This is a genomic window from Aeromonas sp. QDB62 (assembly GCF_027705695.1).
GTDB lineage: Bacteria > Pseudomonadota > Gammaproteobacteria > Enterobacterales > Aeromonadaceae > Aeromonas > Aeromonas allosaccharophila.
The window spans coordinates 1-6,062 of record NZ_JAPDCD010000089.1 but is presented as its reverse complement, the minus strand read 5'-3'; the positions used below and the strand labels follow the sequence as shown (position 1 = coordinate 6,062).

The 6,062-nt window shown below is 52.8% G+C and carries 5 protein-coding genes; all 5 read left to right on the top strand.

The window, feature by feature from the left end; all coding sequences use genetic code 11:
- Positions 1–192 precede the first annotated feature (192 nt).
- The 5 genes from OKC27_RS22330 to OKC27_RS22310 are packed head-to-tail and all read left to right on the top strand — an operon-like array spanning position 193 to position 5,998.
- A complete protein-coding gene (locus OKC27_RS22330) occupies positions 193–3,360 on the top strand; it encodes an ATP-binding protein (protein WP_182970965.1) in 3,168 nt (1,055 codons plus the stop codon).
- 22 nt (positions 3,361–3,382) lie between these two features.
- A complete protein-coding gene (locus OKC27_RS22325; protein ID WP_182970966.1) occupies positions 3,383–4,072 on the top strand; it encodes a hypothetical protein in 690 nt (229 codons plus the stop codon).
- Between the two features lie 10 nt (positions 4,073–4,082).
- Positions 4,083–4,295, top strand: coding sequence for a hypothetical protein (locus tag OKC27_RS22320; RefSeq protein ID WP_182970967.1), 213 nt, complete (start codon positions 4,083–4,085; stop codon positions 4,293–4,295).
- Positions 4,282–5,142 (top strand): hypothetical protein, encoded by an 861-nt coding sequence (locus OKC27_RS22315; RefSeq protein WP_182970968.1) that lies wholly within the window; start codon positions 4,282–4,284, stop codon positions 5,140–5,142. The genes OKC27_RS22320 and OKC27_RS22315 overlap by 14 nt, the downstream gene beginning before the upstream one ends.
- The gene (locus tag OKC27_RS22310; RefSeq protein WP_270806720.1) at positions 5,129–5,998 is read left to right on the top strand and encodes a hypothetical protein; all 870 of its coding nucleotides are present in this window, start codon (positions 5,129–5,131) and stop codon (positions 5,996–5,998) included. Before OKC27_RS22315 ends, OKC27_RS22310 begins: the two co-directional genes overlap by 14 nt.
- The last annotated feature ends 64 nt before the right edge of the window (positions 5,999–6,062 follow it).

Here is a 6,062-nt window from a genome sequence, read left to right as displayed (position 1 = left end):
TTGGCGACTAATGAGATCGCACAAACTGGACTGAGTTCCCTTCCTCCAGTGATCTACTATTCGGAACAGCTATTTAGGTGCTCGTCTTGCTGTCAGAAAGTTATAGCGACAAGTGCTTGTTCGTGAGTGACTCATTCATGACGACGCTCTTTCGCAGATTTATCTGTCTGATGTTTCAAAAAAGGTAATCGTATGTCTCAAGAGACCATGATGAAAATGACGGATGTTATTCTCGGTGTTGGTAGTGATTTATTGCAGAACATCAAGTCGTTATCTGTTCCTGCCTTGGCACACATCCCGCTCTTGCTTCCTAATCTCCGCTTGATGAGGGTTGAGGAGATCAATGACGAGAAGACCTGCGCTTATCGCAATGCGTTGGCCAACGTTTATGCGACCCTTGAGTTTGAGCAGGGGGTTCAGTTTATTTATCTGCTCGATTGTGGTTTGGAAGGGGTGTCGCTCTATTTTGGTATCAGCCAGTTACAGCAGGACGCCGACGGTCATGAGGCGCTAAAGAACCTCAGAGGCGCGCTGGAGGGGCAATTGCCAGGTATCAACCTCTCCGCGCTGGATAGTCACGAGGCCATTCTTGAACATCTGCAACAGAGTCGTTACCAAGGGGTTGTACTCGGTATTCCCACTGGACAATCTGAAGAACAGGATAAGCAAGAAGAAGATTTCCAAGGTATCGAACGACTGGTTCGCACTTTGCTGGTCGGTAGCAGTTCTGGCACTCAGAACTCGGCTCGATGGCAGATGGCGGTCGTCACTCAGCCATTGACCCGAGATATGGCTCGTTCCTATTTGGATGGCGCTTATGATCTGGCCAGCGAACTGGCCTTGTTAGTCAAGACCAGCGTTCAAGCCGGTAGCAATAACAGCGAACAGAAAGGGGTTAGTGTTAGTGAGGGCACTACTCAGGGCCGCAATGAGGGTCGCTCCGATACTCGAGGTAAAAGTGAGGGGGCGTCTGATACGAACACCCATGGTCAAAACCGCGGTACGAGCTCTTCCTCCAGTTCATCAGGAACTAATAGCAGCACTTCTCAAGGCAAGAATTGGAATAATAATGTTAGCGTTGCCAAGACAACTGGCACCAGTTCTTCCACCAACAAAAATGAGTCGCACAACCTGAATCACTCTTCGGGCAACAATCTGGGAATGACTAAAGAGATCACCGACAAGCGTGCTCAACATCTGCTGGATCATATCGAGAAATTGCTGATCCCCCGTTTGCAAAGAGGGGTGACCAAGGGACTGTTTGGTTCAGCCATCTATGTGGCAGCCGATACGGCGTCGACCTATCGTCGTCTCAAAAACACGCTGTGTGCGACCTATCAGGGAGGCGAAATCACCGTCAGCCCGCTTGAGGTGGTCGATCTGAAACTGGTCAGTGCTGCACAGATGCTGCAATTACCCCATCTGGCTGAGTCTATTGATCCCAAAGCTGCGCTTTTTCACAGCGTCACCAGTAGCAAGTTAACACCGTTTGGCAACCTGCTGACTACCGATGAACTGGCTCTTATCGCCGGGCTGCCACGTCATGAGTTACCCGGTCTGCGTCGGCGCAAGACGGTAGAATTTATTGTTGATCTGCCTCGTATCAACACCAATGATGCTCTCGACTTGGGTGAAGTTATTGACAGAGGACGTAGGCAACGGACCAATCGGGTAAGCCTGAACAAGGCCGATTTTAACAAGCATATCTTTGTGACTGGGGTGACGGGCGCTGGTAAAACCACCACCTGTTTAAACCTGCTGATCGAGTCAGCCCTGCCCTTCTTGGTGATCGAACCCGCCAAGACCGAATACCGGGCCCTGCATCAACACATACCAGGCCAGGTCGATTACTACCGTCCCAATGGGGATGATCACCGCTGTCTGCGGCTCAACCCTTTTGCACTGGTTCACCCGAAACAGAAAATCAAGAGCCATGCCTCGTTTCTGCGCAACGTGTTTGCCGCCGTCTTCCCGATGGAGGCTTCCATGCCCTATCTGGTCGAACAAGCCATCTTGCGAGCCTACGAGGAAAAAGGATGGGACCTGTCTGATAACAGTTGCTTGTTGGGTGATGATCCGTTCGAACCCGCGCTGCGTGCCTGGCCGACCATGAGTGACATGATCCGTCAACTTGATACGTTGATCCCGGAACAGGGGATGGGCAAAGAGTTTGAAGAGAAGTATCGCGGCTCGCTGGTGTCACGGCTGACCAGTCTGACCCATGGTGTGTTGGGCGATATTCTCGACGTGCCGCAATCCCTCGATTTTGATGCCTTGTTGACCCGTAACGTAGTGGTCGAGCTGGAGGAGATTAAAGATGGTGAGGGTAAGGCGCTGATGATGGCTCTGTTGCTCGGGTCCATCAGCGAGGCAATCCGCTATCGGCATGGTAAAAATAGCGCCTTCCGCCACCTGACGCTGGTCGAAGAGGCGCACCGTTTGTTATCGCGTCCGGAGCCTGGTGATAAGGCTCGCGCCATGGCGGTCGATGCATTCTCCGACCTGTTGGCTGAAGTGCGTAAATATGGTGAAGGCTTGATCATCGCGGATCAGATCCCGGCCAAGCTGGTGCCTGATGTCATCAAAAACACCCACACCAAGATCGTCCATCGCTTGTTTGCTGAAGACGATCGCCGTGCCATGGGTGAGGCGATGATGATGGATGATGATCAGCGCGACTATTTGCCTAACCTTGCCACTGGTGAAGCCGTTATTTTCTGCGGTGGCTGGCATGGCCCTACCCATGCGGCGATCCGTGCCGATCTGGCTCAGACTGACGGACAGATCCTCTCTGATGAGGATGTTGAAGCACTTGCTATCGATCTGTTGTGGCGTGAACGTGCCAGATATTACCCCAGCCTGACACTCCTTGGTTGGCTGAACCGTGACGAAGATAAGGCGCTCTTTGCCGACTTTGTCCGCTCAACGCGCAAGGCGTTCCAGTTGCTGCTTTCTTTGAATCCTAAGTCGGGCTCGGATATAAAAACGACTCCTCTTCATAAGCAATATAAGGCCAAGGCTTTTAAGCAGTGGCTCGAACGTTGGCAACCCATTGCCATCCACCGCCCAGTTAGCGACAGCCAATGGCTAGCGTGGAGTGATTGCACCAAACCCGGTCAACCATTGACCGCCATGATGTTGGCGGTGATGCGAGACGCCAATCCCCTTGTCCGCACTAACGCCAAGATCGAGATGCCTTGGCCTTTCCCTCTTGCTGAAATGCCACTCTGGTGCGATGCGCTTGATGAATTGTTTGCACTGCTTGCCAAAAGCAATGCGGATGAGTTTGTGACCCAGCTGAACAAAACCTCTTCGCGCCTGTTGATCAAGGTGCTTGATGTACTTCGCTTCTATCAGTAATCAGCCTTAAAAGGAAAATTGTATGGGATTAATGAGTTTTGTATGTGGCGCTGTGAGTGCGTGTGTCTCTGTGGTCAGCAGCCTGGGCAGTGCGCTCTCCTCGTTTGCCAACGGTATAAGCGCAGTGATCGGTGCTATCAGCACCGCCTTGCCCAAATTGGGCGAGGCTCTTGGTCAGTTTGCCAATGCCCTGCTCAAGGGGTTGGGTATCCTCAAGCCTGACGAGGATATCGAGGATCACGGAGAAAGAGCCTTACAGGCGGCTGAGCAAGGCATTACGGCCGATAAATTCGATGACTTCGATGACTATGTTGCTGCTCTGCGTAGCTTTGAACTGGATCCGGATAAAGCGGAAAAGCGTAGCCGTGCAGAAAAATTGTCTGCGGGCATCGGGGTGGGCACTGTTGCGCTGGAGAAAAAGTTTGAGCAGGAACCGGGTGCTCTCAATGGCATCTGGTTACTGCCGCTTTCCAATCCCGATTATTTTACCGCTGCACGAGTGGGTGATCTGGTAAGTGAAGGTAAATTCAGCGGGGATATCTTCGCCTATCTGGAACGGCGTCTCAGCGTAGGTGATGGTCATCGTTTCGAAACTTCACTGGCAACTGCCAGCAGTATTGAAGATAAGCCCGCGCTGTTCCAAGCCCTCGACAAAGCCTGTGATGGCTGGAGAGATATTCAGGCGCAAGTGGCACAAACAAACGAAAAGTAGGGAGCTAATGATGGGTTTTTTCTCCTCTATAGGGACTGTATCTGTCTCGCCAAGTCAGGTCGATACGCCACCGATTACCCAAGAGAAGTCTCTGTTTACTGACTTTGATGAGACTGTCGCCCGTTTGAAAGCCTTTGATCTCGAAGCGGGCATCGAACAGGAAGAGGAGCGTGACTTATCCTCTTTCCCTACCATTGGAAATAGCAAGCATGACGTCAAATAGTTCTCCCCATTCCGGCACCTTGGTGGTGCTGATGTTGCAACATCATTTGGCGGCTTGGCAGGCTGTACCGCAAGAGCCAGTGCACGATCTACCGATTGAAGGGGAGAGCAACTGGCTACCAACCAATGCCCGGGCCAGCAGTGTGCCTCAGTCACTCGCCGACTTGGATGAACGGGTCGGGTGCCAACTCCCCCTGCTGCTGGTCTATGATGCAGCCAGCCAGCCAATGCTGGAGGAGGCTTTGCCTCAATTGGTTGCTCGGTTCAAAGGGCGTAACTGGCAGATCGTCTCTTATGACAAGTTGCGGGAACGTTTTGCTATAAGCCTGCTTGAAACTGCTTTACCACCTCGTGACTGGATTGCAGAGCAGTTGTTGCCCATGTTGCTGGCGGCAGATGATATTAGCGAGCGTGAGCGTCTGCAGGAGGCCACTCGTCATCAGCATGAGTCACTGAGTGAGCAAATGCAGCAGGAGCGGCAGAGCCTGGAGCGAGAGAACGAAAAACTGAGAAGACAGATAGCTGCATTACGAACCGTCGATGCTGAGCGTTTGATCACCTTTCTACCAGCGCTTTTCCCTCGGGTGTTTAGTGTGCTCAATGGCCGGGATCTGGCCCTGTTGACCGGACGCATAGAGCCTTATGCACTACCCAACCCTTATCCGGAACCCAGTGAAGAGAGCCTTTTTGTGCTGCAACGCAAATTAAGGGCGCTTCCTCGTGAACAGCAGGCGCAGATTGTTGCGTTTATGGCTGAGCTGCCACAGAGGCAACTTTTGAAGCCTCGCCCACAGATGCAAGAATGGGTGCTTGAACTGGAGAGTGAGGTATTCAATGCAGGAGCTTAATCCCGTGGCTAAACCGGGGTTGTCTGGCAAACAACAAAAACGGCTGGATGAATTAGCCAAAGAGTGGGAGGCCGAATCCAAGGGGAAGCTTGGCGGTTTTTTCCCAAGCGATTTGCATTTGTTGCTGCAGCATTTTGCGCCACTGCAACAACTGATCCGTCAGTTGGCTACAGTTGAGGATCCTGTGCAAACGAACGTCATGCAGCCTGTATCAACCGCTTATAGCGATGGAACCCTGCCCCTGGCTCAAGAAGCTGCATCGGTTAATCCGGATCAACGGGATGAGTTGGCGGCACTGTTGCAACAGGAACGTGACTTGCGAGCCCAGCTCGAAAACAAACTCAGTGACGCTACCAGCCACCTGTTGCACTCGCAGCAGCAATGCCAGCGGCTAGAGCAGGCGCTGCAGCAAGAGCAAGCCTTACACCATAAGGCACAAACCGATCTAAGCGCAGCAATATCACGCTTGCAGCAATTGGAAAAGCAACAACAACGCCATCATGCCGAGCTGGATGCGCTGCGCCAATCGGGGCAATCTCCCGTAGTCACGTTGCTCTGTCAGGATGTCAGCCTGGCCACCGATCTGGGGCTCGATGGCATGGGGGGGGATGGGAGTGCCGATCTTGTGCGCTGCGTCGCCGTGCTCTCGCAGCTCGACACAATCAGGCAGCTCTGGGATCTGCTAAAAGCGCGCTGCGAGCAGCAGTTGCGCCCTGCCACCGATGGTGAGTTGACGCTGCTGTGCAGTGCCTTGGCATGGCATAACTACAACTGGCGGCAGAAACCCTACCGGCTCTGTCAGCCTGCTTCGGGCGGCAGCTTTGACTTTAACAAAGAACAGCGTGTAGTGATGTGATGGACGCCCCCTCCCTGCGCGGTCAGTTTCATACTTAGGCTGACAGCGTTCAACTTGGGGGATC

Excerpts from the sequence above, each read along its gene's own strand:
- OKC27_RS22330 (WP_182970965.1), top strand. The coding sequence starts at position 193 with ATGTCTCAAGAGACCATGATGAAAATGACGGATGTTATTCTCGGTGTT.
- OKC27_RS22320 (WP_182970967.1), top strand. The coding sequence starts at position 4,083 with ATGGGTTTTTTCTCCTCTATAGGGACTGTATCTGTCTCGCCAAGTCAG.
- OKC27_RS22310 (WP_270806720.1), top strand. The coding sequence starts at position 5,129 with ATGCAGGAGCTTAATCCCGTGGCTAAACCGGGGTTGTCTGGCAAACAA.
- OKC27_RS22315 (WP_182970968.1), top strand. The coding sequence starts at position 4,282 with ATGACGTCAAATAGTTCTCCCCATTCCGGCACCTTGGTGGTGCTGATG.
- OKC27_RS22325 (WP_182970966.1), top strand. The coding sequence starts at position 3,383 with ATGGGATTAATGAGTTTTGTATGTGGCGCTGTGAGTGCGTGTGTCTCT.